This window comes from Klebsiella sp. GG_Kp146 (assembly GCF_040061975.1).
Classification (GTDB): domain Bacteria; phylum Pseudomonadota; class Gammaproteobacteria; order Enterobacterales; family Enterobacteriaceae; genus Klebsiella; species Klebsiella quasipneumoniae.
In genome coordinates this window covers 187,866-210,886 of record NZ_JBEAHA010000004.1, presented here as the reverse complement: position 1 = coordinate 210,886, position 23,021 = coordinate 187,866, and the positions used below count along the sequence as shown (strand labels likewise).

Here is a 23,021-nt window from a genome sequence, read left to right as displayed (position 1 = left end):
GGGGCTTTTTTATGCCACTATGTCGACTCCCACTTGTGACAAGGAAACGTTGTGAACGGTGAATTGATTTGGGTTTTATCCCTCCTGGCCATCGCGGTTGTGCTGTTTGCTACCGGCAAGGTGCGCATGGATGCTATCGCCCTGATGGTCATTGTCGCCTTTGTCCTCAGCGGCACGCTGACGCTGACCGAAGCTTTTTCCGGGTTCAGCGATCCTAATGTGATCCTGATTGCCGCCCTGTTTATTATCGGCGACGGCCTCGTGCGTACCGGGGTAGCCACCAAGATGGGCGCCTGGCTGGTGAGCGTAGCAGGCAACAGCGAAACCAAAATGCTGATCTACCTGATGCTCACCGTCGCCGGGCTGGGCGCGTTTATGAGCTCCACCGGCGTGGTCGCCATTTTCATTCCGGTGGTCCTTAGCGTCTCGGCGCGGATGAATACCTCCCCCTCGCGGCTGATGATGCCGCTGAGCTTCGCCGGGCTTATCAGCGGGATGATGACCCTGGTGGCGACGCCGCCCAACCTGGTGGTCAACAGCGAACTGCTGCGCGAAGGGCTGCACGGCTTCAGTTTTTTCAGCGTCACGCCGATTGGCCTGGTGGTGCTGATCCTGGGCATCGTCTATATGCTGGCGGTGCGCTTTATGCTGAAGACGGATAATGGCGAATCCGCGCGCGATGGACGAAAAAGAAGCACCTTCCGCGATTTGATTCGCGAATATCACCTCACCGGCCGCGCCCGCCGACTGGCGATCCGACCCGGTTCGCCGATGATCGGTCAGCGGCTGGATGATTTAAAGCTGCGTGAGCGCTACTGTGCCAACGTTATCGGCGTTGAGCGCTGGCGGCGGTTCCGTCGGGTGATTGTTAACGTCAACGGGGTATCGGAATTTCGCGCCCGCGACGTCCTGCTGATCGATATGTCCGCCTCCGATGTCGACCTGCGCCAGTTCTGCGGCGAGCAAATGCTCGAGCCGATGGTGCTGCGCGGCGAGTATTTTGCCGATCAGGCGCTGGATGTGGGGATGGCGGAGGTGGCGCTGATCCCGGATTCAGAGATGATAGGCAAAACGGTGCGTGAGATAGCCTTCCGCACCCGGTTTGGTCTCAATATCGTCGGCATGAAGCGCGATGGCAAAGCGATGGATGGTTCCGTGGTCGATGAGCCGCTGCAGCTCGGCGATATCCTGCTGGTGGTCGGCAACTGGCGGCAAATTGCCCTGCTGGCGAAGCGCGGTCGGGATTTCGTGGTGCTCAATATGCCGGTTGAGGTCGATGACGCTTCGCCGGCCCACAGCCAGGCTCCGCACGCGATTTTCTGTCTGGTGCTGATGGTGGCCCTGATGCTGACGGATGAAATCCCCAACCCCATCGCCGCGATCATCGCCTGTCTGCTGATGGGCAAATTCCGCTGCATCAACGCCGAAAGCGCCTACAAGGCGATCCACTGGCCGAGCATTATTCTGATTGTCGGGATGATGCCGTTTGCCCTGGCCTTGCAGAAAACCGGTGGGGTGGATCTGGTGGTCAAGGGACTGATGGACGTTGCCGGAGGCGAGGGGCCTTATCTGATGCTCGGCTGCCTGTTTGTGATGTGCGCGGCGATAGGCCTGTTTATCTCTAACACGGCCACCGCAGTGCTGATGGCGCCTATTGCCTTAGCGGCGGCGAAGTCGATGGGCGTGTCGCCCTATCCCTTTGCCATGGTGGTGGCGATGGCGGCTTCGGCGGCGTTTATGACCCCGGTCTCCTCGCCGGTCAACACCCTGGTGCTTGGCCCGGGTAAGTATTCCTTCAGCGACTTTGTAAAGATTGGCGTGCCCTTTACCGTGCTGGTAATGGTGGTCTGCGTCCTGCTGATCCCGGTGCTCTTCCCGTTTTAAGGTATGCAGGCCGGGTAGGGGGCGACCGCTGCCCGGCCTGAAAAATTACAGCGGCGAATCCTGGCTGATTTCATCCAGCGACAGCTGGAAGCTCGGGACAAACACCTGCATAAAGTAATCCATCTCCGCGCTGCGCCGCGACGCCAGCGTTTTTTCCAGACGGCCTTTGGCCAGCAGAAATTCGTTGTTGCCCGCCGACAGCTCTTCGAGGCATTTCAGGTAGGCGCAGAGGGCGTCAGCCTGTTTGACGATCGACTGCTCTTCCTCACTGTAGTGATGCTCGTCAATCAGCGGTTCGAAAATATCGCGCAGCTCGTCAGGCACCATATCCACCAGCTTCTGCTGGGCGATTTTCTCAATCGCCTTATATTCCTGGGCAATCTGCGAATTGAAATATTTCACCGGAGTAGGGAGATCGCCAGTTAAGACCTCCGAGGCGTCATGGTACATCGCTAACAAGGCGATACGCTCGGCGTTGACCTGGCCGCCGAATTTGCGGTTTTTGATCGCCGCCAGCGCGTGGGCGACCATCGCCACCTGCAGGCTGTGCTCGGAGACATTTTCAGTGCGCACGTTGCGCATTAGCGGCCAGCGGTTAATCAGTTTCAGACGGGAGAGGTGGGCAAAGAAATGACTCTGACTCATAGGAACCCTTAATCAGTGACAACATCGGGTTCCATTGTGCGCAGGGATCGCCGCCGGATGCAAATGCCGGCGGCGGCACGATTACAGCTGATGGTAGCCGGAGAGGAAGCGGCCGAAGCGGGAGATCGCCATCTCCAGGTCGTCTTCGCGAGGCAGGGTCACAATGCGTACGTGATCCGGCCACGGCCAGTTAAAGGCAGTACCCTGCACCAGCAGCACTTTCTCCTGCAGCAGGAAATCGAGCACCATTTTCTGGTCATCGTGAATATTGAAGCGTTTGGCGTCGATTTTCGGGAACATGTACAGCGCGCCTTTTGGCTTCATGCAGGAGACGCCCGGAATATCGTTGATCAACTCCCAGGCGCGGTTGCGTTGTTCATACAGACGCCCGCCGGGAATGATGAATTCGCTGATACTCTGGTAGCCGCCCAGCGCCGTCTGGATAGCATGCTGGGCCGGCACGTTGGCGCACAGACGCATCGACGCCAGCATTTCCAGTCCTTCGATATAGCCTTTCGCATGTTTTTTCGGGCCATTCAGCACCATCCAGCCCTGACGGAAGCCGGCGACGCGGTAAGTTTTCGACAGTCCGTTGAAGGTCACCGTCAGCAGATCGGGCGCCAGAGCGGCGATCGAGTGATGCTGGGCTTCATCGTAGAGGATCTTGTCGTAGATCTCATCGGCGAAAATAATCAGGTTGTGCTGGCGGGCGATCTCCACGATCTCCTGCAGCAGCTCTTTGGAATAAACCGCGCCGGTGGGGTTGTTGGGGTTGATGATCACGATCCCGCGGGTGCGAGGCGTAATTTTAGCGCGGATATCGTCAAGATCCGGGAACCAGTCAGAGGATTCGTCACACAGATAGTGCACCGCTTTACCGCTGGAAAGGGACACCGCCGCCGTCCACAGCGGGTAGTCCGGGGCGGGAACCAGCATCTCATCGCCGCTGTTTAACAGCGCCTGCATCGCCTGGACAATCAGTTCGGACACGCCGTTGCCGATGTAAATATCTTCCACGGTGACATCGCGCATTCCCCGCGCCTGGTAATGCTGCATGATGGCTTTACGCGCCGAGTACAATCCTTTCGAATCGCAGTAACCCTGGGCGGTAGGCAGATTGCGGATGACGTCGACGAGGATCTCGTCAGGGGCTTCGAAGCCGAAGGGCGCCGGGTTGCCGATGTTCAGTTTCAGAACCTTATTGCCTTCTTCTTCAAGACGTTTCGCTTCTTTCAGAACCGGGCCGCGGATGTCATAACAGACGTTCTCTAACTTGCTGGATTTTTCGATGGGGGACATGAATCTTGACCTTTTAGCTGTTATCGCCACTCCCTGCCGTGGAAGTCAGCACGGAACAATGTACTCCGCCTCCCCGCTGTTTTGAAGGCTTTGCAGGAGAAGATTTTGCTAACGCAGGATTTTAAGCGTAATTGATTTATCTGCGGCTTGCTGATTTTTCCTGTGGTTTATGCCTTTTCATGGCATTTTTTCGGTCGTCTATGTTGAGGTAGTGCCTTTTTTACCATCATTTATCTGGTTTGTTTGTCGGGTAAACGGAGGGGCTGAAGAATGGATGGCCGCAAAAAAACGCTATCCTTAATGTAATAGCGGTTGATTTGTAATCTTGATGTTAAGTAATTTTAATAAAAAACTGTGCGCAAGCGCATTATTATTATTTTTGACAGGTAATAATCTGAGGTTTGTTAATTTATATAAAATGTTGAAAAAAATTTAAAATTAACTCAGTTAATCCTTATTAAGGCTTATAAAAAGGATGGGAATCGGTTAGAATATCGCCGTTAATATCAGTGGTAGTCGGTATGATTTACGGCTGAATTGGTATCTAATATATTGTTATTACAGAATTTTATTGTTCGTTTTTCGCCAAAAAAGACGTCCGGCGAAAGAGAGGCTTTCTCACCACCACTGTGCGATTTCCCGGGGCGACGTATGACGCCTTGCTGGCCGTGGTAATTAATAATAATGAGGAATACGAACAATATATTACTCCGGTGTTCTGCGCATTTGCTCAGATGAGTACTTTGGCATGTAATAACGTTCGTCCAGTTGTTTATCCGCCATCTGACGGTGAGCACAAGGCTCAGGGAATAGCCGGAAACCTGGCGTAAAGCATCAACAAGGCAGGTCAGCGTTAGCCACCTGTAAGTGAAGAAAGATGATTAATACAACACGTCCGATACTCAACCTCGATCTCGATCTGCTGCGCACCTTTGTAGCCGTCGCTGATTTGAACACCTTCGCCGCCGCCGCCGCCGCAGTGTGCCGTACCCAGTCCGCGGTCAGCCAGCAAATGCAACGCCTGGAGCAGCTGGTTGGCAAGGAGCTTTTCGCTCGTCACGGACGCAATAAACTGCTGACCGAGCAGGGCATCCAGCTGCTGGGCTATGCCCGCAAAATCCTGCGCTTTAACGATGAAGCCTGCATGTCGCTGATGTATGGCAGTCTGCAGGGGGGACTGACCATCGGCGCGTCGGAAGAAACCGCTGATACTATCCTGCCGTTTCTGTTAAACCGCATCGGCTGCTTCTATCCCAGAATGACGCTGGAGATTAAAGTCCATCCCCACGCCGTCATCATGGCGATGCTGAGCGGGGGAGAGGTCGATCTGGCATTAACCACCCATCAGCTTCCCGGTTTTACCGCTTTCACGCTGAGAACGTCGCCTACCCTCTGGTACTGTGCGGCGGACTACGTGCTGGCGAAAGGGGAATCGATCCCCCTGATCCTGCTCGAAGAGCCTGGCCCGTTCCGTGAGGACATCATCGCCGCGCTGGAGGCTGCCCGCGTCTCCTGGCATCTGGCCCACGGCGCCTCGTCGCTCTCCGGGGTGAAAGCGGCAGTGAAAGCCGGGCTGGGGGTCACCGCGCGTCCGGTCGAAATGATGAGCCCGGATTTGCGCGTGGCCGGCATTAGCGATGGCCTGCCGGTCCTGCCGGATACCCGCTACGTCGTCAGCTGCAATCCGCAGACGGTGAGCGAACTACCGCAGGCGATTTTTCAGTCCCTGAGCCAGGAGAGCGATCCCTGGCGCGCGGGGCCGGCACTTACTCCGGAAGAGGGAGGAAGCACCTTCATTTTGTGAGGTTATTTTGCTAACAAAGATCACAAAAACTGGTAACAGAATGTAAGTGTCCAAAAAGAGCCTCAGGGGTGGGTTTCTCGTCTGGTGGCTCTTTTTTTTGCACTCTTATTGATGTTTTGAATCTTTTTTTTATTTCTTTGCAGAAAAATCAGCATATTGGCGTGACCGGGCGCTCAGCTTGCCGACTTTTTCCTGCACTTTCAACACTTCCTGCTAATGTTAAAAAACCGGATGGATTGTTGCCGATTTCCTGAGGTAATTAACAAAACCGTGTCGCAGATCAAGAAAATACCCCTCTTTGGGGGGAGGAATCGAGGCTAAATCCTGTCAAAATAGCAGGGATTTTTGATTTACGACGGAAACGGACACGATTCAACAACACTAAAACCGAACAGTATGCAAGGTTATTTCGCATAAAAGGGCATTTAATGTTAATGAAAAGATTCCAATGTAAATTAATGTTATGAAAACTTTTGTTAAAGTTGACAAAAGGTTAAAGAAAGGGGTAAAAAGCCACGGCATCTGGGCTTCTCACATCTTCCAGGGACGCTTTTTTGCACGGTTATTTTTTATTCCTCCCGTGAAACGCTGTGGCGTTCATCTGCCAGTAAGAGCAGAGGGTTTTGGCGCTACACTTTTTTGGTTAAGCAATGCGTATGTCAACATCCACTGAAGTCATCGCTCATCACTGGGCATTCGCTATATTTCTCATCATCGCTATCGGTCTGTGCTGCCTGATGCTCGTCGGCGGCTGGTACCTTGGCGGTCGCGCGCGCGCGCGTAGCAAAAACACGCCGTTTGAATCGGGGATCGACTCCGTTGGTTCGGCCCGCTTACGTCTTTCTGCGAAGTTTTATCTGGTTGCCATGTTCTTCGTGATCTTCGACGTGGAAGCCCTGTATCTCTACGCATGGTCGACCTCCATCCGCGAGAGCGGCTGGGTCGGCTTTGTGGAAGCCGCAATTTTCATTTTAGTGCTACTGGCTGGTCTGGTTTATCTCGTTCGCATCGGCGCACTGGACTGGACGCCTGCGCGTTCCCGTCGCACGCTGGTTAACCCGGAAACAGACAGTCCCACTAACCGTCATATGCAGTAAAAGCGAGGCAATAAGATGGATTATACGCTCACCCGCATAGATCCTAACGGTGAGAACGACCGTTACCCCCTGCAGAAACAGGAGATCGTTACCGACCCCCTGGAGCAGGAAGTCAACAAAAGCGTGTATATGGGGAAACTCGAACACGCGCTGCATGACATGGTGAACTGGGGCCGTAAGAACTCAATTTGGCCGTATAACTTCGGCCTTTCTTGCTGTTATGTGGAAATGGTGACGTCATTCACTGCGGTGCATGACGTTGCGCGCTTTGGGGCCGAAGTTCTGCGCGCCTCTCCGCGTCAGGCGGACCTGATGGTGGTCGCCGGAACCTGCTTCACCAAAATGGCGCCGGTTATTCAGCGTCTCTATGATCAGATGCTGGAGCCGAAGTGGGTGATCTCCATGGGCGCCTGCGCGAACTCCGGCGGCATGTACGACATCTATTCCGTCGTCCAGGGCGTGGATAAATTCATTCCGGTCGATGTGTACATCCCGGGCTGCCCGCCGCGTCCGGAGGCCTATATGCAGGCGCTGATGCTGCTGCAGGAGTCCATTGGTAAAGAACGTCGTCCGCTCTCATGGGTGGTTGGCGATCAGGGCGTCTATCGCGCCAATATGCAGTCGGAACGCGAGCGTAAACGCGGCGAACGTATTGCAGTGACCAATCTGCGGACGCCGGACGAGATTTAATTTGCGCCTGCGGGCGGGAGAACCACTTCGCAAATCAATCTACAACAGCGCGAAGTCTCGCCCGGCAGTCACCACGGACCTTTTGCAATGGTGAACAATATGACCGATTTAACCGCGCATGACGCCGCACCAGCCTGGCAAACCCGCGATCACCTTGATGACCCGGTGATCGGCGAACTGCGCAACCGCTTTGGGCCGGATGCCTTTACTGTTCAGCCAACCCGTACCGGCGTACCGGTGGTATGGGTCAAGCGCGAGCAGCTGCTTGAGGTGGGTGATTTCCTGAAGAAATTGCCGAAGCCTTACGTGATGCTGTTTGACCTGCACGGCATGGACGAACGTCTGCGCACGCACCGCGATGGCCTGCCCGCCGCGGATTTTTCCGTTTTCTATCACCTGATTTCCATCGACCGCAACCGCGACATCATGCTCAAGGTGGCGCTGTCTGAAAACGATCTGCATCTGCCGACCTTCACCAAACTGTTCCCCAACGCCAACTGGTATGAGCGTGAAACCTGGGAAATGTTTGGTATTACCTTCGATGGCCACCCGAATCTGCGTCGCATCATGATGCCGCCGACCTGGGAAGGTCACCCGCTGCGTAAAGACTACCCGGCGCGCGCCACCGAATTCGATCCGTTTGAGCTGACCAAAGCCAAGCAGGATCTGGAGATGGAAGCGCTGACTTTCAAACCGGAAGAGTGGGGCATGAAGCGCGGCACCGACAACGAGGACTTCATGTTCCTCAACCTCGGTCCGAACCACCCCTCCGCGCACGGTGCGTTCCGCATTATTCTGCAGCTGGATGGCGAAGAGATCGTCGACTGCGTGCCGGACATCGGTTACCACCACCGCGGCGCCGAGAAGATGGGCGAGCGCCAGTCCTGGCACAGCTACATCCCGTACACCGACCGTATCGAATACCTTGGCGGCTGCGTCAACGAGATGCCGTACGTGCTGGCCGTGGAAAAACTGGCCGGGATCACCGTGCCGGATCGCGTCAACGTGATCCGCGTAATGCTCTCCGAACTGTTCCGCATCAACAGCCACCTGCTGTATATCTCTACCTTTATTCAGGACGTCGGCGCGATGACCCCGGTCTTCTTCGCCTTTACCGATCGGCAGAAAATCTACGATCTGGTGGAAGCGATCACCGGTTTCCGTATGCACCCGGCGTGGTTCCGCATCGGCGGCGTCGCGCACGATCTGCCGCGCGGCTGGGATCGTCTGCTGCGTGAGTTCCTCGAGTGGATGCCGAAGCGTCTGGACTCCTATGAAAAAGCCGCCCTGCGCAACACCATTCTGAAGGGCCGTTCCGTCGGCGTGGCAGCCTATACCGCTAAAGAGGCGCTGGAGTGGGGCACCACCGGCGCAGGCCTGCGCGCCACCGGTATCGGCTTCGACGTGCGTAAATGGCGTCCTTATTCTGGCTATGAAAACTTCGACTTCGAAGTCCCGACCGGGGGCGGCGTCTCTGACTGCTACACCCGCGTGATGCTGAAAGTCGAAGAGCTGCGCCAGAGCCTGCGCATTCTTCAGCAGTGCCTCGACAATATGCCGGAAGGGCCGTTCAAAGCGGATCACCCGCTGACAACGCCGCCGCCGAAAGAGCGCACGCTGCAGCATATCGAAACCCTGATCACCCACTTCCTGCAGGTATCGTGGGGCCCGGTCATGCCGGCCAACGAATCCTTCCAGATGATTGAGGCGACCAAGGGGATTAACAGTTACTACCTGACCAGCGACGGCAGCACCATGAGCTACCGTACCCGCGTCCGCACGCCGAGCTTTGCGCACCTGCAGCAGATCCCGTCGGCGATCCGCGGCAGCCTGGTATCCGACCTGATCGTCTATCTGGGTAGTATCGATTTTGTTATGTCAGACGTGGACCGCTAATTATGCACGAGAATCAACAACCACAAACCGAGGCTTTTGAGCTGAGTGCGGCAGAGCGTGAGGCTATTGAGCACGAGAAGCACCACTACGAAGACCCGCGTGCGGCGTCCATCGAAGCGCTGAAAATCGTTCAGAAACAGCGCGGCTGGGTGCCGGATGGCGCGATCTACGCCATTGCCGATGTGCTGGGCATCCCGGCCAGCGACGTCGAAGGCGTGGCGACGTTCTACAGCCAGATTTTCCGCCAGCCGGTTGGCCGTCACGTGATCCGCTACTGCGACAGCGTGGTGTGCCACATTACCGGCTATCAGGGAATTCAGGCCGCCATCGAGAAGAAGCTGAACATCAAGCCAGGGCAGACCACCTTTGATGGCCGCTTTACCCTGCTGCCGACCTGCTGCCTGGGCAACTGCGACAAGGGACCGACCATGATGATTGATGAGGACACTCACAGCCATCTGACGCCGGAGGCAATTCCTGACCTGCTGGAGCAGTACAAATGAAAACCGTAATTCGTACTGCGGAAACGCATCCGCTCACCTGGCGCCTGCGCGACGACAAGCAGCCGGTCTGGCTGGACGAGTATCGCAGCAAAAATGGCTATGAAGGGGCGCGAAAAGCGCTGACCGGCATGGCGCCGGACGAGATCGTCACGGCGGTAAAAGACGCTGGCCTGAAAGGGCGCGGCGGCGCGGGCTTCTCCACCGGTCTGAAGTGGAGCCTGATGCCGAAAGACGAATCCATGAACATCCGTTACCTGCTGTGTAACGCCGATGAAATGGAGCCGGGCACCTATAAAGACCGCCTGCTGATGGAGCAGCTGCCGCACCTGCTGGTGGAAGGCATGCTGATCTCCGCGTTTGCGCTGAAGGCCTACCGCGGCTACATCTTCCTGCGCGGAGAGTATATCGAAGCGGCCCAGCATCTGCGCCGCGCGATTGCCGAAGCCACCGAGGCGGGCCTGCTGGGGAAAAACATCCTCGGCACCGGTTTTGACTTCGAGCTGTTTGTCCACACCGGGGCAGGGCGCTATATCTGCGGCGAAGAGACGGCGCTGATTAACTCCCTGGAAGGTCGCCGCGCTAACCCGCGCTCCAAGCCGCCGTTCCCGGCGAGCTCCGGCGTGTGGGGTAAGCCGACCTGCGTCAACAACGTGGAAACCCTGTGCAACGTGCCGGCGATTTTGGCCAACGGCGTTGAGTGGTACCAGAACATCTCCACCAGTAAAGATGCCGGCACCAAGCTGATGGGCTTCTCCGGCCGCGTGAAGAACCCGGGCGTCTGGGAGCTGCCGTTCGGCACCACTGCCCGCGAGATCCTGGAAGATTACGCCGGCGGCATGCGCGATGGCCTGAAGTTTAAAGCCTGGCAGCCGGGTGGGGCAGGGACCGACTTCCTCACCGAAGCGCACCTCGATCTGCCGATGGAGTTCGAAAGCATTGGTAAAGCGGGCAGCCGTCTGGGCACCTCGCTGGCGATGGCCGTTGACCACGAGATCAACATGGTCTCGCTGGTGCGCAACCTCGAAGAGTTCTTCGCCCGCGAGTCCTGCGGCTGGTGTACGCCGTGCCGCGATGGGCTGCCGTGGAGCGTGAAGATCCTGCGCGCCCTGGAGCGCGGCGAAGGCCAGCCTGGCGATATCGAAACCCTTGAGCAACTGTGTCGATTCCTGGGCCCGGGTAAAACCTTCTGCGCGCACGCGCCGGGCGCGGTTGAGCCGCTGCAGAGCGCGATTAAATATTTCCGCGAAGAATTCGAGGCTGGCATTAAGCAGCAGTTCAGCAATACCCATGCAATCAACGGGATTCAGCCGAACCTGCTTAAGACGCGCTGGTAATCTAAAGGTTTTTTTATTTTTGGAAGCACGCTAATGGCTACGATTCATGTAGACGGCAAAGAATACGAGGTCAACGGAGCGGACAACCTGCTGGAGGCTTGTCTCTCTCTTGGGCTTGATATTCCCTACTTTTGCTGGCACCCGGCGCTAGGGAGCGTCGGTGCTTGCCGCCAGTGTGCGGTGAAGCAATATCAGAACGCGGAAGACACGCGTGGTCGCCTGGTGATGTCCTGTATGACTCCGGCATCCGACGGCACCTTTATTTCTATCGACGATGGCGAAGCGAAGCAGTTCCGCGAAAGCGTGGTGGAGTGGCTGATGACCAACCACCCGCACGACTGCCCGGTCTGCGAAGAGGGCGGCAACTGCCACCTGCAGGATATGACGGTGATGACCGGCCATAGCTTCCGCCGCTATCGTTTTACCAAGCGTACCCACCGCAATCAGGATCTGGGGCCGTTTATTTCTCACGAAATGAACCGCTGCATCGCCTGCTACCGCTGCGTGCGCTACTACAAAGATTATGCCGACGGCACCGATCTGGGCGTCTATGGCGCCCACGACAACGTCTACTTCGGCCGCCCGGAAGATGGCACCCTGGAGAGTGAATTCTCCGGCAACCTGGTGGAAGTCTGCCCGACCGGCGTCTTCACCGATAAAACCCACTCCGAGCGCTATAACCGTAAATGGGACATGCAGTTTGCGCCGAGCATCTGCCAGCAGTGTTCCATCGGCTGTAACATCAGTCCGGGCGAACGCTATGGCGAACTGCGTCGTATCGAAAACCGTTATAACGGGACCGTTAACCGCTACTTCCTCTGCGACCGCGGTCGTTTCGGCTATGGCTACGTGAACCTGAAAGACCGTCCGCGTCAGCCGGTTCAGCGCCGCGGCGACGATCTGATTACCCTCAACGCCGAGCAGGCGATGCAGGGCGCGGCGGATATTCTGCGCCAGTCGAAGAAAGTGATCGGCATCGGCTCCCCGCGCGCCAGCATTGAAAGCAACTTCGCGCTGCGCGAACTGGTGGGCGCCGACAACTTCTATACCGGCATCGCCAAAGGCGAACAAGCGCGCCTGCAGATGATGCTGAAAGTGCTGCGCGAAGGTGGGATCCACACCCCAAGCCTGCGCGATATCGAATCCTACGACGCGGTACTGGTGCTGGGCGAAGACATTACCCAGACCGGCGCGCGCGTCGCGCTGGCGGTGCGTCAGGCGGTGAAAGGGAAAGCACGCGAAATGGCGGCGGCGCAGAAAGTGGCCGACTGGCAGATTGCGGCGATCCTCAACATCGGCCAGCGTGCCAAACACCCGCTATTCGTCACCAACATCGATGACACCCGCCTGGATGACATCGCCGCGTGGACCTACCGCGCGCCGGTGGAAGATCAGGCGCGTCTCGGCTTCGCCATCGCCCATGCGCTGGACGACAGCGCGCCGGCGGTTGACGGCCTGAGCCGCGAACTGCAGGGGAAAGTCGATGTCATCGTCCAGGCGCTGGCCGGGGCGAAAAAACCACTGATTATTTCCGGAACCAACGCCGGCAGCATGGAGATCATCCAGGCCGCCGCTAACGTGGCGAAAGCCCTGAAAGGCCGCGGCGCCGACGTCGGCGTGACGATGGTTGCCCGCGCGGTGAACAGCGTCGGTCTGGGTATGATCGGCGGCGGCTCGCTTGAAGAGGCGCTGGACGAACTGGAAAGCGGCGCCGCAGACGCGGTTATCGTGCTGGAAAACGACCTTCACCGTCATGCTTCCGCCGCCCGCGTCGACGCAGCGCTCTCCAAAGCGCCGCTGGTGATGGTGGTTGACCATCAGCGCACGGCGATTATGGACAAAGCGCACCTGGTGCTCTCCGCGGCAAGCTTTGCGGAAAGCGACGGTACCGTGGTCAACAACGAAGGCCGCGCTCAGCGCTTCTTCCAGGTCTACGACCCGGCCTACTACGACGCGAAAACCGTCATGCTGGAAAGCTGGCGCTGGCTGCATTCCCTGCACAGCACCGTTAACAACCGTCAGGTTGACTGGACGCAGCTGGACCACGTCATCGATGCCGCGATTGCCGCCCTGCCGCAGCTGGCGGGCATTAAAGACGCCGCGCCGGATGCGACCTTCCGCATTCGCGGTCAGAAGCTGGCGCGTGAACCGCACCGCTACAGCGGCCGCACAGCGATGCGCGCCAACATCAGCGTCCACGAACCGCGTCAGCCGCAGGATAAAGACACCATGTTCGCCTTCTCCATGGAAGGGAACAACCAGCCGTCCGCCCCGCGTTCGCAGATCCCGTTCGCCTGGGCCCCGGGCTGGAACTCCCCGCAGGCATGGAACAAGTTCCAGGATGAAGTGGGCGGGAAACTGCGCCACGGCGATCCGGGCGTCCGTCTGTTTGAAGCGTCCGCCAGCGGGCTGGAATACTTCGCGGCGGTGCCGGCCAGCTTCCAGGCGGAAGACGGGAAATGGCGTATCGCGCCGTACTACCACCTGTTTGGCAGCGATGAGCTGTCACAGCGCGCGCCGGTGTTCCAGAGCCGGATGCCTGAGCCGTACATCAAGCTGAACCCGGCGGATGCCGCGAAGCTTGGCGTCAACGCCGGGGCGATGCTCTCCTTTAGCGTGGAAGGCCAGACCCTGCGTCTGCCGCTGGTTATCTCTGAAGGTCTGACCGCAGGACAGGTTGGCTTACCGATGGGCATGCCGGGCATTGCGCCGGTACTGACCGGATCGCGTATTGATTCACTGCAGGAGGCGAAAGCATGAGCTGGTTAACGCCGGATCTTATCGACATTCTGTTAAGCATCCTGAAGGCCGTGGTCATTCTGCTGGTGGTGGTCACCTGCGGCGCGTTCATGAGCTTCGGCGAGCGTCGTCTGCTCGGTCTGTTCCAGAACCGCTACGGGCCAAACCGGGTGGGCTGGGGCGGTTCGCTGCAGCTGGTCGCCGACATGATCAAAATGTTCTTTAAAGAGGACTGGGTTCCGCGCTTCTCGGATCGTGTGATCTTTACTCTGGCGCCGGTGATCGCCTTTACTTCGCTGCTGCTGGCCTTCGCCATTGTGCCGGTCAGCCCGACGTGGGTGGTGGCCGATCTGAACATCGGGATCCTGTTCTTCCTGATGATGGCAGGCCTGGCGGTATACGCGGTGCTGTTCGCCGGTTGGTCGAGCAACAACAAATACTCCCTGCTGGGGGCGATGCGTGCTTCCGCGCAGACCCTGAGCTACGAAGTGTTCCTCGGCCTCTCCCTGATGGGCGTGGTGGCGCAGGCGGGGTCATTCAACATGACCGATATCGTCAACAACCAGGCGCATCTGTGGAACGTTATTCCGCAGTTCTTCGGCTTCGTGACGTTCGCCATCGCCGGCGTGGCGGTGTGTCACCGTCACCCGTTCGACCAGCCGGAAGCGGAGCAGGAGCTGGCCGATGGTTACCACATTGAATATTCCGGCATGAAGTTCGGTCTGTTCTTCGTCGGTGAATACATCGGTATCGTCACCGTTTCAGCGCTGATCGTCACGCTGTTCTTCGGCGGCTGGAATGGCCCGTGGTTACCTCCTTTCATCTGGTTCGCGCTGAAAACCGCGTTCTTCATGATGATGTTCATTTTGATCCGCGCATCATTACCGCGTCCGCGCTATGACCAGGTAATGTCCTTTGGCTGGAAGGTATGCCTGCCGTTAACGCTGGTCAACTTGTTGGTAACGGCGGCTGTCATTCTCTGGCAGGCGCAATAAGGGGTGAATTGAACATGACCTTAAAAGAATTATTGGTGGGGTTCGGCACCCAGGTCCGGAGTATCTGGATGATTGGCCTGCATGCCTTCGCCAAACGTGAAACCCGGATGTACCCGGAAGAGCCGGTCTATCTGCCGCCGCGCTATCGCGGCCGGATCGTGCTGACGCGCGATCCGGACGGTGCAGAGCGCTGCGTCGCCTGTAACCTGTGTGCGGTAGCCTGCCCGGTGGGCTGTATTTCGCTGCAGAAAGCAGAGACGGTAGACGGCCGCTGGTACCCTGAGTTCTTCCGCATCAACTTCTCACGCTGCATCTTCTGCGGTCTGTGTGAAGAAGCGTGCCCGACCACGGCGATCCAGTTGACCCCGGACTTTGAGCTGGGTGAATACAAGCGTCAGGATCTGGTGTACGAAAAAGAGGATCTGCTGATTTCCGGTCCGGGCAAATACCCGGAATATAACTTCTACCGGATGGCGGGTATGGCAATCGACGGCAAAGATAAGGGCGAAGCGGAAAACGAAGCTAAGCCGATCGACGTCAAGAGCCTGTTACCGTAAGGAGAGGGCAATGGAATTCGCTTTTTATATCTGTGGCCTGATCGCCATCCTCGCAACCTTGCGGGTCGTCACCCACACCAATCCGGTGCATGCGCTGCTGTACCTGATCATTTCGCTGTTAGCGATTGCCGGGGTGTTCTTCTCGCTGGGCGCTTACTTCGCCGGGGCGCTGGAGATTATCGTCTACGCCGGGGCCATTATGGTGCTGTTCGTCTTCGTGGTGATGATGCTCAACCTGGGCGGCAGCGAAATCGAACAGGAACGCAAATGGCTGCAGCCGGGGATCTGGATTGGCCCGGCCATCCTCTCCGCGGTGCTGCTGGTGGTTATCGTTTACGCCATCCTGGGGATTAACGACCAGGGTATCGACGGCGCGGCGATCAACGCCAAAGAAGTGGGTATTTCGCTGTTTGGGCCGTACGTCCTGGCGGTGGAGCTGGCCTCCATGCTGCTGCTGGCGGGCCTGGTGGTCGCCTTCCATATCGGCCGCGAAGAGCGCGCCGGCGAGGTGCTGAGCAACCGCGTGAACGACAGCGACAAAAGAAAAACGGAGGAACACGCATGATCCCCTTAACACATGGACTGATCCTCGCGGCCATCCTGTTTGTGCTTGGTCTGACGGGGCTGGTGATCCGCCGCAATCTGCTGTTTATGTTGATCAGCCTGGAAATCATGATTAACGCCGCCGCGCTGGCCTTTGTGGTGGCGGGCAGCTACTGGGGCCAGACTGATGGTCAGATTATGTATATCCTCGCTATCAGCCTCGCGGCTGCGGAAGCGAGTATCGGTCTGGCGCTGCTGCTGCAGCTCCATCGTCGCCGCCAGAACCTGAACATCGATTCAGTAAGTGAGTTGCGTGGATGAACATGCTTGCCTTAACCATTCTTTTGCCATTGATTGGCTTTGTGCTGCTGGCCTTTTCCCGCGGGCGCTGGTCGGAAAACCTTTCCGCCACCGTTGGCATGGGCTCGGTAGGCCTGGCGGCGCTGGTCACCGCCTACGTCGGCGTTGACTTTTTCGCTAACGGCAAACAGGCGGTCAGCGTGCCGCTGTGGACCTGGATGTCGGTTGGGGATTTCAACATCGGCTTCAACCTGGTGCTGGACGGCCTGTCGCTGACCATGCTCTCCGTGGTGACCGGCGTCGGCTTCCTGATCCATATGTTCGCCTCCTGGTATATGCGCGGTGAAGAGGGCTATTCCCGCTTCTTCGCCTACACCAACCTGTTTATCGCCAGCATGGTGGTTCTGGTACTGGCCGATAACCTGCTGCTGATGTACCTGGGTTGGGAAGGGGTGGGTCTCTGCTCTTACCTGCTGATCGGTTTCTACTACACCGATCCGAAGAACGGCGCCGCAGCGATGAAAGCGTTTGTGGTGACCCGCGTCGGCGACGTGTTCCTCGCCTTCGCGCTGTTCATTCTTTATAACGAACTGGGTACCCTCAACTTCCGCGAAATGGTTGAGCTGGCGCCGCAGCACTTCGCTAACGGCAGCACCACGCTGCAGTGGGCGACGCTGATGCTGCTCGGCGGCGCGGTCGGTAAATCCGCCCAGCTGCCGCTGCAAACGTGGCTTGCCGATGCGATGGCGGGTCCGACGCCAGTCTCCGCGCTGATCCACGCCGCCACCATGGTTACCGCGGGCGTCTACCTGATCGCCCGTACCCACGGTCTGTTCCTGATGACGCCGGAAGTGCTGCATCTGGTCGGGATCGTCGGGGCGGTAACGCTGGTGCTGGCGGGCTTCGCCGCGCTGGTGCAGACCGACATCAAACGCGTTCTCGCTTACTCCACCATGAGCCAGATTGGCTACATGTTCCTCGCGCTGGGCGTGCAGGCATGGGATGCGGCGATTTTCCATCTGATGACCCACGCGTTCTTTAAAGCGCTGCTGTTCCTGTCGTCGGGTTCGGTGATCCTCGCCTGCCATCACGAACAGAACATCTTTAAGATGGGCGGCCTGCGCAAATCTATTCCGCTGGTGTACGTCTGCTTCCTGGTGGGGGGCGCGGCGCTGTCCGCTCTGCCGCTCATTACCGCAGGCTTCTTCAGTAAGGATGAGATTCTGGCGGGGGCGATGGCCAACGGCCATATCAACCTGATGGTGGCGGGCCTGGTCGGCGCCTTTATGACCTCGCTGTACACCTTCCGCATGATTTTCATCGTGTTCCACGGTAAAGAGCAAATTCACGCGCACGCAGGGAAGGGGATCACCCATCATCTGCCGCTGATTGTGCTGCTGGTGCTGTCCACCTTCGTTGGCGCGCTGATCGTGCCGCCGCTGGAAGGCGTCCTGCCGCAGACCACTGAACTGGCGCACGGCAACGTGATGACGCTGGAGATTGCCTCCGGGATCATCGCCATTGCCGGCATCCTGATCGCCGCATGGCTGTGGCTGGGCAAACGCACCCTGGTGACCTCTATCGCCAACAGCGCGCCTGGCCGCTTCTTCGGTACCTGGTGGTTCCATGCCTGGGGCTTCGACTGGTTATACGACAAAGTCTTCGTTAAGCCATTCCTCGGCATTGCCTGGCTGCTGAAGAGCGATCCGCTGAACGCATTGATGAACATCCCGGCGATCCTCTCCCGCTTCGCAGGTAAAGGCCTGCTGGTGAGCGAGAACGGCTATCTGCGCTGGTATGTGGCGTCAATGAGCATCGGCGCGGTGGTGGTGCTGGCGCTGCTGATGGTATTGCGTTGAGTTTGAGAACCATTGTGTTGCCCGGCGGCGCGCTGCTTGCCGGGCCTACGGGACCGTAGGTCGGGTAAGCGTTAGCGCCACCCGACAAAACAAGCCTCAAACCGAAGTGAATTTTCTGTGAGAATTCGTTGAAAATCAGGTCGTAAAGGACAGGCATTATCGGCGAAGTCAACGTGGACGCCGCCTGCGCGGAGCAACCGGAGCGTATTAAAGTACGTGAGGATTGTGAGCACAGCCGGAGTTCGCTATGACGAGTAAGATAGCCTGAACCGGACTTAAATAAGGAATAAAAATCACCATGTTATTGCCTTGGTTGATATTAATCCCCTTTATCGGCGGCTTCCTGTGCTGGCAGACCGAACGCTTTGGCGTGAAAGTGCCGCGCTGGATCGCGCTGATTACTATGGGACTGACGCTGGCGCTTGGCCTGCAGCTGTGGATGCAGGGCGGCTATTCTCTGACGCAATCCGCGGGTATTCCGCAGTGGCAGTCTGAGTTCGTGCTGCCGTGGATCCCACGCTTCGGCATTAGCATTCATCTGGCGATCGACGGCCTGTCGCTGCTGATGGTGGTGCTGACCGGCCTGCTCGGCGTGCTGGCGGTGCTCTGTTCCTGGCGCGAAATCGAAAAATACCAGGGATTCTTCCACCTCAACCTGATGTGGATCCTGGGCGGCGTCATCGGCGTGTTCCTCGCCATCGACATGTTCCTGTTCTTCTTCTTCTGGGAAATGATGTTGGTGCCGATGTACTTCCTGATCGCGCTGTGGGGCCACAAAGCCTCTGACGGTAAAACGCGTATCACGGCGGCCACCAAGTTCTTCATCTACACCCAGGCGAGCGGCCTGGTGATGCTGATCGCCATTCTGGCGCTGGCATTCGTCCACTTCAACGCCACCGGTGTGTGGACTTTCAACTATGAAGAGCTGTTGAAAACCCCGATGTCCCACGGCGTGGAATACCTGCTGATGCTCGGCTTCTTCATCGCCTTCGCGGTGAAAATGCCGGTGGTGCCGCTGCACGGCTGGCTGCCGGACGCCCACTCCCAGGCGCCGACCGCCGGTTCCGTCGACCTCGCGGGGATCCTGCTGAAAACCGCGGCCTACGGTCTGCTGCGCTTTGCGCTGCCGCTGTTCCCGAACGCCTCCGCCGAGTTTGCGCCCATCGCGATGTGGCTGGGCGTGATCGGGATCTTCTACGGCGCGTGGATGGCCTTTGCGCAGACGGATATCAAACGACTTATCGCCTACACCTCCGTGTCCCACATGGGTTTCGTGCTGATTGCTATCTACACCGGCAGCCAGCTGGCGTATCAGGGGGCGGTGATCCAGATGATTGCTCACGGTCTCTCCGCGGCGGGTCTGTTTATTCTCTGCGGCCAGCTGTACGAACGTCTGCATACCCGTGACATGCGTCAGATGGGCGGTCTGTGGAGCAAAATCAAATGGCTGCCGGCGATGTCGATGTTCTTCGCCGTCGCCACCCTGGGGATGCCGGGCACGGGTAACTTCGTCGGCGAATTTATGATCCTGTTCGGCAGCTATAAAGTGGTGCCGGTGATCACCGTGATCTCGACCTTTGGTCTGGTATTCGCGTCCGTTTACTCGCTGTCGATGCTGCATCGCGCTTATTTCGGTAAAGCGAAAAGCGAAATCGCGGCGAAAGCGCTGCCGGGGATGTCCCTGCGTGAACTGTCTATCATCCTGCTGCTGGTGGTGCTGCTGGTGCTGTTGGGCTTCTTCCCGCAGCCGATCCTCGACACCTCGCATGCTGCGATGAGCAACATTCAGCAGTGGTTTGTTAATTCTGTTTCTACTACAAGGCCGTAATTCGCCATGACAATAACTCCACAACAACTGATCGCACTGCTACCGCTGCTGATCGTCGGCTTGACGGTGGTGGTTGTGATGCTCTCCATTGCGTGGCGACGCAATCATTTTCTCAATGCCACGCTGTCGGTTCTCGGACTTAACGCCGCGCTGGTCTCGCTCTGGTTCGTCGGCCAGAACGGGGCGATGGACGTCACGCCGCTGATCCGCGTTGACGGCTACGCCATGCTCTATACCGGGCTGGTGCTGCTGGCGAGCCTCGCGACCTGTACTTTCGCCTACCCGTGGCTTGAGGGTTACAAGGACAACAAAGAAGAGTTCTACCTGCTGGTGTTGATTGCCGCCCTGGGCGGCATTCTGCTGGCCGGTGCGAATCATCTGGCGGCGCTGTTCCTCGGCATCGAGTTAATCTCCTTGCCGCTGTTCGGCCTGGTCGGCTACGCCTTCCGCCAGAAGCGTTCGCTGGAAGCGAGCATCAAATACACCATCCTCTCCGCGGCAGCCTCCTCTTTCCTGCTGTTCGGTATGGCGCTGGTGTATGCGAACTCCGGCAACCTGTCCTTCCTTGCGCTGGGCAAGAGCCTGGCGGACAACACCCTGCACGAGCCGCTGCTGCTGGCGGGGCTCGGCCTGATGATCGTCGGTCTTGGCTTTAAGCTGTCGCTGGTGCCGTTCCACCTGTGGACGCCGGACGTTTACCAGGGGGCGCCTGCGCCGGTCTCCACCTTCCTGGCGACCGCCAGCAAGATTGCTATCTTCGGCGTGGTGATGCGTCTGTTCCTGTACATGCCGGTGGGCAACAGCGAAGCGGTGCGCGTGGTGCTGGGGCTGATCGCCTTCGCCTCTATCATCTTCGGTAACCTGATGGCGCTGAGCCAGACCAATATCAAACGTCTGCTCGGTTACTCTTCTATCTCCCACCTCGGCTATCTGCTGGTGGCGCTGATCGCCCTGCAAAGCGGCGAAATGTCGATGGAAGCCGTTGGCGTCTACCTGGCCGGCTACCTGTTCAGCAGCCTCGGCGCGTTCGGCGTGGTCAGCCTGATGTCCAGCCCATACCGTGGCCCGGACGCGGACTCGCTGTTCTCCTACCGCGGTCTGTTCTGGCACCGTCCGATCCTGTCGGCGGTGATGACGGTGATGATGCTCTCCCTGGCCGGTATCCCAATGACGCTCGGCTTTATCGGTAAGTTCTACGTGCTGGCCGTCGGTGTTCACGCCCATCTGTGGTGGCTGGTTGCCGCGGTGGTTGTCGGCTCGGCGATCGGTCTCTACTACTACCTGCGCGTGGCGGTGAGTTTGTACCTGAGCGCGCCGGAGCAGCTGAACCGTGATGCGCCGTCGAACTGGCAGTACAGCGCGGGCGGTATCGTGGTGCTGATCTCTGCCCTGCTGGTGCTGGTGCTCGGTATCTGGCCGCAGCCGTTGATTAGCATCGTGCAGCTGGCGACGCCGCTGATGTAAGTTGATTGCCTCAATAAAAAAACCGCCGGAATGGCGGTTTTTTTATGCCCGGAATGTTACGCCACCCTGTAGACCATAAAGTCTTCCGCCAGCAGGGTGTCCGGGAAAATCTCCCGGCATTCCGCCAGCATCCGCAGGCAGCCTTCGGCATCGTAGCGTGAGCTAAAGTGGGTGGCGATTAGCGTGCCGACCCCCGCTTCTTTGGCAAGCGCTGCGGTCTGCTGACTGGAAGAGTGGCCGCGGCTATTGGCTTTCTCCGCCATCGCCTGCTCCAGCGTGGTTTCGTGCACCATCACATCCGCCCCGCGCGCCATTTCCAGCGCCTGCGGGCAGGGGGCGGTATCGCCGAAGATGGCCAGCGTTTTACCCGGCGTAGCGGGCCCCAGGTAGCGGCTGCCGTCGATCGTCCGGCCATCCGCCAGCGTGACCTGTTCACCGCGCTTAAGCCGGTGAAACAGCGGTCCGGGGGGTACGCCGTCGGCAATCAGCTGGGCGGCGTCGAGGGCGCCGGGCTTGTCATGCTGCTCAATGCGATACCCGTAGCACTCCACTGGATGGCTGAGCGGGAACGCGGTGACCCGATAGCCCTCTTCGTCGAACACCAGACCGGGGCCGACTTCGATGATGGTCAGGGGATAATCGGTCCACGAACCGCTGAGGCGCAGCGCGGTGTCAATGAATTCCTTTATTCCTTTTGGTCCGTAGACCGTCAGCGGCAGCGAATTTCCCTGCATCGAGCGGCTGCACAGCAGGCCGGGCAGGCCGAACAGATGGTCGCCGTGCAGATGGGTAATAAAGATCTTATTCAGTTTGCCTGGATGATGGGGCGTATGCAGAAATTGATGCTGGGTCCCTTCGCCGCAGTCAAACAACCACATTTCGGCGCGGGTTGGCTGTTGCAAATTGAGTATTATCGACGTCATATTACGCGTGCGGGTCGGCACCCCGGCGGATGTCCCCAAAAAAGTTAATTCCATCGTCCAGTGTCCTCAGGGCGAGTCGCAAAGTATCAGTATATCAATAAGGAGCAGCAGATGATGACCTGGCAGGATCTCCATCATAGTGAACTTACCGTTCCCCAGCTGTATGCGCTGCTGAAGCTGCGCAGCGAAGTCTTTGTCGTGGAGCAGCAGTGCGCCTATCAGGATGTCGACGGCGATGATTTGGTCGGGGAAAATCGCCATCTGCTCGGCTGGCGCGATGGCGAACTGGTGGCCTATGCGCGGATCCTTAAAAGCGAAGAGATGTACGATCCGGTGGTGATTGGCCGGGTTATCGTCAGCCCCGCCGCGCGCGGCGAAAAGCTCGGCCATCAACTGATGGCGCAGGCGCTGGCCAGCTGTCAGCGGCACTGGCCGCAAAAGGCGATTTACCTCGGGGCGCAGGCGCATCTGCAAGCCTTTTACGCCCACTTCGGTTTTACGCCGGTGACTGAGGTCTATGATGAGGATGGCATTCCGCACATCGGCATGGCGCGGGAAAGCCGCGCTGGCTGACCCCTGAACATTCGCGTTCCAACCTTGTTCCGGGCCGGCGAGCGGGTGAGTTAAAACCCGCTCCCTCGTCATGGGTACTGCTATTCCG

The 23,021-nt window shown here is 58.2% G+C and carries 19 protein-coding genes; 16 read left to right on the top strand and 3 right to left on the bottom strand.

The window, feature by feature from the left end:
* Positions 1-51: 51 nt before the first annotated feature.
* Positions 52-1,884 carry an SLC13 family permease gene (locus ABLU95_RS06950; RefSeq protein WP_044524269.1) on the top strand — a complete coding sequence of 611 codons (1,833 nt, stop codon included), beginning with the start codon at positions 52-54 and terminating at the stop codon, positions 1,882-1,884.
* A 45-nt stretch (positions 1,885-1,929) separates the two neighbouring features.
* On the opposite strand, the gene yfbR is transcribed toward ABLU95_RS06950, so the two are convergent.
* On the bottom strand, positions 1,930-2,529 hold the full coding sequence (gene yfbR, locus ABLU95_RS06945) for a 5'-deoxynucleotidase (RefSeq protein ID WP_002913188.1): 600 nt from the start codon (positions 2,527-2,529) through the stop codon (positions 1,930-1,932).
* Between the two features lie 81 nt (positions 2,530-2,610).
* Positions 2,611-3,828 carry an alanine transaminase AlaA gene (gene alaA / locus ABLU95_RS06940; protein ID WP_004201748.1) on the bottom strand — a complete coding sequence of 406 codons (1,218 nt, stop codon included), beginning with the start codon at positions 3,826-3,828 and terminating at the stop codon, positions 2,611-2,613.
* Positions 3,829-4,705: 877 nt separating this feature from the next.
* On the opposite strand from alaA, the gene ABLU95_RS06935 reads away from it, so the two are divergent.
* From ABLU95_RS06935 to nuoN, 14 genes are all read left to right on the top strand, one after another.
* Complete coding sequence (locus tag ABLU95_RS06935) at positions 4,706-5,632, top strand: LysR family transcriptional regulator (protein ID WP_032453594.1); 927 nt, start codon at positions 4,706-4,708, stop codon at positions 5,630-5,632.
* A gap of 650 nt (positions 5,633-6,282) precedes the next feature.
* Positions 6,283-6,729: an NADH-quinone oxidoreductase subunit NuoA gene (gene nuoA, locus ABLU95_RS06930; RefSeq protein WP_002913181.1), complete on the top strand. Its 447-nt coding sequence runs from the start codon at positions 6,283-6,285 to the stop codon at positions 6,727-6,729.
* Between the two features lie 15 nt (positions 6,730-6,744).
* Positions 6,745-7,419: an NADH-quinone oxidoreductase subunit NuoB gene (nuoB, locus tag ABLU95_RS06925; RefSeq protein ID WP_002913178.1), complete on the top strand. Its 675-nt coding sequence runs from the start codon at positions 6,745-6,747 to the stop codon at positions 7,417-7,419.
* An 87-nt stretch (positions 7,420-7,506) separates the two neighbouring features.
* On the top strand, positions 7,507-9,315 hold the full coding sequence (gene nuoC, locus ABLU95_RS06920; RefSeq protein ID WP_004201746.1) for an NADH-quinone oxidoreductase subunit C/D: 1,809 nt from the start codon (positions 7,507-7,509) through the stop codon (positions 9,313-9,315).
* Between the two features lie 2 nt (positions 9,316-9,317).
* The gene (gene nuoE, locus ABLU95_RS06915) at positions 9,318-9,818 is read left to right on the top strand and encodes an NADH-quinone oxidoreductase subunit NuoE (protein ID WP_002913160.1); all 501 of its coding nucleotides are present in this window, start codon (positions 9,318-9,320) and stop codon (positions 9,816-9,818) included.
* Positions 9,815-11,152, top strand: a complete 1,338-nt coding sequence (nuoF, locus tag ABLU95_RS06910; protein ID WP_002913158.1) for an NADH-quinone oxidoreductase subunit NuoF — start codon at positions 9,815-9,817, stop codon at positions 11,150-11,152. Before nuoE ends, nuoF begins: the two co-directional genes overlap by 4 nt.
* A 33-nt stretch (positions 11,153-11,185) precedes the next feature.
* Positions 11,186-13,912 (top strand): NADH-quinone oxidoreductase subunit NuoG, encoded by a 2,727-nt coding sequence (gene nuoG / locus ABLU95_RS06905; RefSeq protein WP_087849539.1) that lies wholly within the window; start codon positions 11,186-11,188, stop codon positions 13,910-13,912.
* Positions 13,909-14,886 carry an NADH-quinone oxidoreductase subunit NuoH gene (gene nuoH / locus ABLU95_RS06900; RefSeq protein ID WP_023290510.1) on the top strand — a complete coding sequence of 326 codons (978 nt, stop codon included), beginning with the start codon at positions 13,909-13,911 and terminating at the stop codon, positions 14,884-14,886. The genes nuoG and nuoH overlap by 4 nt, the downstream gene beginning before the upstream one ends.
* Before the next feature lie 14 nt (positions 14,887-14,900).
* Positions 14,901-15,443 (top strand): NADH-quinone oxidoreductase subunit NuoI, encoded by a 543-nt coding sequence (gene nuoI, locus ABLU95_RS06895; RefSeq protein ID WP_002913152.1) that lies wholly within the window; start codon positions 14,901-14,903, stop codon positions 15,441-15,443.
* 10 nt (positions 15,444-15,453) lie between these two features.
* Positions 15,454-16,008: an NADH-quinone oxidoreductase subunit J gene (nuoJ, locus tag ABLU95_RS06890; protein WP_348879110.1), complete on the top strand. Its 555-nt coding sequence runs from the start codon at positions 15,454-15,456 to the stop codon at positions 16,006-16,008.
* Positions 16,005-16,307: an NADH-quinone oxidoreductase subunit NuoK gene (gene nuoK / locus ABLU95_RS06885; RefSeq protein WP_004865088.1), complete on the top strand. Its 303-nt coding sequence runs from the start codon at positions 16,005-16,007 to the stop codon at positions 16,305-16,307. The genes nuoJ and nuoK overlap by 4 nt, the downstream gene beginning before the upstream one ends.
* Positions 16,304-18,145 carry an NADH-quinone oxidoreductase subunit L gene (nuoL, locus tag ABLU95_RS06880; RefSeq protein ID WP_032453592.1) on the top strand — a complete coding sequence of 614 codons (1,842 nt, stop codon included), beginning with the start codon at positions 16,304-16,306 and terminating at the stop codon, positions 18,143-18,145. Before nuoK ends, nuoL begins: the two co-directional genes overlap by 4 nt.
* A 298-nt stretch (positions 18,146-18,443) precedes the next feature.
* Positions 18,444-19,973 (top strand): NADH-quinone oxidoreductase subunit M, encoded by a 1,530-nt coding sequence (nuoM, locus tag ABLU95_RS06875; protein ID WP_048297929.1) that lies wholly within the window; start codon positions 18,444-18,446, stop codon positions 19,971-19,973.
* Between the two features lie 6 nt (positions 19,974-19,979).
* On the top strand, positions 19,980-21,437 hold the full coding sequence (gene nuoN / locus ABLU95_RS06870) for an NADH-quinone oxidoreductase subunit NuoN (protein ID WP_004201737.1): 1,458 nt from the start codon (positions 19,980-19,982) through the stop codon (positions 21,435-21,437).
* Positions 21,438-21,493: 56 nt separating this feature from the next.
* Here nuoN and rnz read toward each other — a convergent pair whose 3' ends face one another.
* Positions 21,494-22,414: a ribonuclease Z gene (rnz, locus tag ABLU95_RS06865; RefSeq protein WP_032453590.1), complete on the bottom strand. Its 921-nt coding sequence runs from the start codon at positions 22,412-22,414 to the stop codon at positions 21,494-21,496.
* A 57-nt stretch (positions 22,415-22,471) separates the two neighbouring features.
* Between rnz and ABLU95_RS06860 the strand changes: the two genes are divergently transcribed.
* On the top strand, positions 22,472-22,933 hold the full coding sequence (locus ABLU95_RS06860; RefSeq protein ID WP_086075471.1) for a GNAT family N-acetyltransferase: 462 nt from the start codon (positions 22,472-22,474) through the stop codon (positions 22,931-22,933).
* Positions 22,934-23,021: the final 88 nt, after the last annotated feature.

Excerpts from the sequence above, each read along its gene's own strand:
- yfbR (WP_002913188.1), bottom strand. The coding sequence starts at position 2,529 with ATGAGTCAGAGTCATTTCTTTGCCCACCTCTCCCGTCTGAAACTGATT.
- alaA (WP_004201748.1), bottom strand. The coding sequence starts at position 3,828 with ATGTCCCCCATCGAAAAATCCAGCAAGTTAGAGAACGTCTGTTATGAC.
- ABLU95_RS06935 (WP_032453594.1), top strand. The coding sequence starts at position 4,706 with ATGATTAATACAACACGTCCGATACTCAACCTCGATCTCGATCTGCTG.
- nuoA (WP_002913181.1), top strand. The coding sequence starts at position 6,283 with ATGCGTATGTCAACATCCACTGAAGTCATCGCTCATCACTGGGCATTC.
- nuoB (WP_002913178.1), top strand. The coding sequence starts at position 6,745 with ATGGATTATACGCTCACCCGCATAGATCCTAACGGTGAGAACGACCGT.
- nuoC (WP_004201746.1), top strand. The coding sequence starts at position 7,507 with ATGGTGAACAATATGACCGATTTAACCGCGCATGACGCCGCACCAGCC.
- nuoE (WP_002913160.1), top strand. The coding sequence starts at position 9,318 with ATGCACGAGAATCAACAACCACAAACCGAGGCTTTTGAGCTGAGTGCG.
- nuoF (WP_002913158.1), top strand. The coding sequence starts at position 9,815 with ATGAAAACCGTAATTCGTACTGCGGAAACGCATCCGCTCACCTGGCGC.
- nuoG (WP_087849539.1), top strand. The coding sequence starts at position 11,186 with ATGGCTACGATTCATGTAGACGGCAAAGAATACGAGGTCAACGGAGCG.
- nuoH (WP_023290510.1), top strand. The coding sequence starts at position 13,909 with ATGAGCTGGTTAACGCCGGATCTTATCGACATTCTGTTAAGCATCCTG.
- nuoI (WP_002913152.1), top strand. The coding sequence starts at position 14,901 with ATGACCTTAAAAGAATTATTGGTGGGGTTCGGCACCCAGGTCCGGAGT.
- nuoJ (WP_348879110.1), top strand. The coding sequence starts at position 15,454 with ATGGAATTCGCTTTTTATATCTGTGGCCTGATCGCCATCCTCGCAACC.
- nuoK (WP_004865088.1), top strand. The coding sequence starts at position 16,005 with ATGATCCCCTTAACACATGGACTGATCCTCGCGGCCATCCTGTTTGTG.
- nuoL (WP_032453592.1), top strand. The coding sequence starts at position 16,304 with ATGAACATGCTTGCCTTAACCATTCTTTTGCCATTGATTGGCTTTGTG.
- nuoM (WP_048297929.1), top strand. The coding sequence starts at position 18,444 with ATGTTATTGCCTTGGTTGATATTAATCCCCTTTATCGGCGGCTTCCTG.
- nuoN (WP_004201737.1), top strand. The coding sequence starts at position 19,980 with ATGACAATAACTCCACAACAACTGATCGCACTGCTACCGCTGCTGATC.
- rnz (WP_032453590.1), bottom strand. The coding sequence starts at position 22,414 with ATGGAATTAACTTTTTTGGGGACATCCGCCGGGGTGCCGACCCGCACG.
- ABLU95_RS06860 (WP_086075471.1), top strand. The coding sequence starts at position 22,472 with ATGATGACCTGGCAGGATCTCCATCATAGTGAACTTACCGTTCCCCAG.